Below are 704 nucleotides of genomic sequence, written 5' to 3' on the forward strand. Positions count from 1 at the left end.
TTTGAAAATGGCCTGGGCGATTTGTTCGAGGGTTTGGTTGGTTTGGGTGTTGAGTTCGATTTTATCCTCTAAGCATCCCAGAATTTGCACTAAATTCTCCATTACGTGGTTGCTGTTTGGACGCAAAATTGGAAATTTCCTTATTTCTCCGAGTGGTAGATATTGTTGGGTGGTTCCTCTGAGCCGCTCTTTAATCAATTTCTGTGCTTGAGGTGATGATAGATAGAAGTATAACCAGCGAGCTTTTACTTCATTATCGTTCTTTAATAACCCTACATTCTTTATGGCGAACTCGGGCGGCTCTTTTATCACACATAATTCACCGACAGTGCCTATCATTGAAAGCAAAACATCGTTTACATCCACTTTGCTTCGTCGGTTGATATTCTGATAATCATCGTCCGATATATAATACGATTTACTAAGATCTAGCTTGCCGCCTACAATATTTTTGGATGTAACTAATAGCTTTCCTTCTATTGTTTTTTTTGGGGAATCGTGTGTCCCATCAGCGACTTTTGTACAGAAACTTTGTGCTTCTTCAACATCCCAGTTATCCGGCACAAGAAAATCAAAACCCATAACCCAGCCCCACCAAGTTCTTCTTGATCTCACCTTCCAGACGATCCGACTCCTCAAACTGCGCTTCCAGCTGAGCGGTAAGGCGTGTCATCTTTTCGGTAAAGGGCTCGCTGTCTTCCTCC

The 704-nt window shown here is 42.3% G+C and carries 1 protein-coding gene; it reads right to left on the minus strand.

Annotated elements, in window-relative coordinates:
- A partial coding sequence (locus S1OALGB6SA_RS06420; RefSeq protein WP_195910332.1) for a restriction endonuclease subunit S occupies positions 1–582 on the minus strand: 582 nt, incomplete at its 3' end.
- Positions 583–704 lie beyond the last annotated feature (122 nt).

Source organism: Olavius algarvensis spirochete endosymbiont, from assembly GCA_900608495.1.
Classification (GTDB): domain Bacteria; phylum Spirochaetota; class Spirochaetia; order DSM-2461; family DSM-2461; genus UBA2779.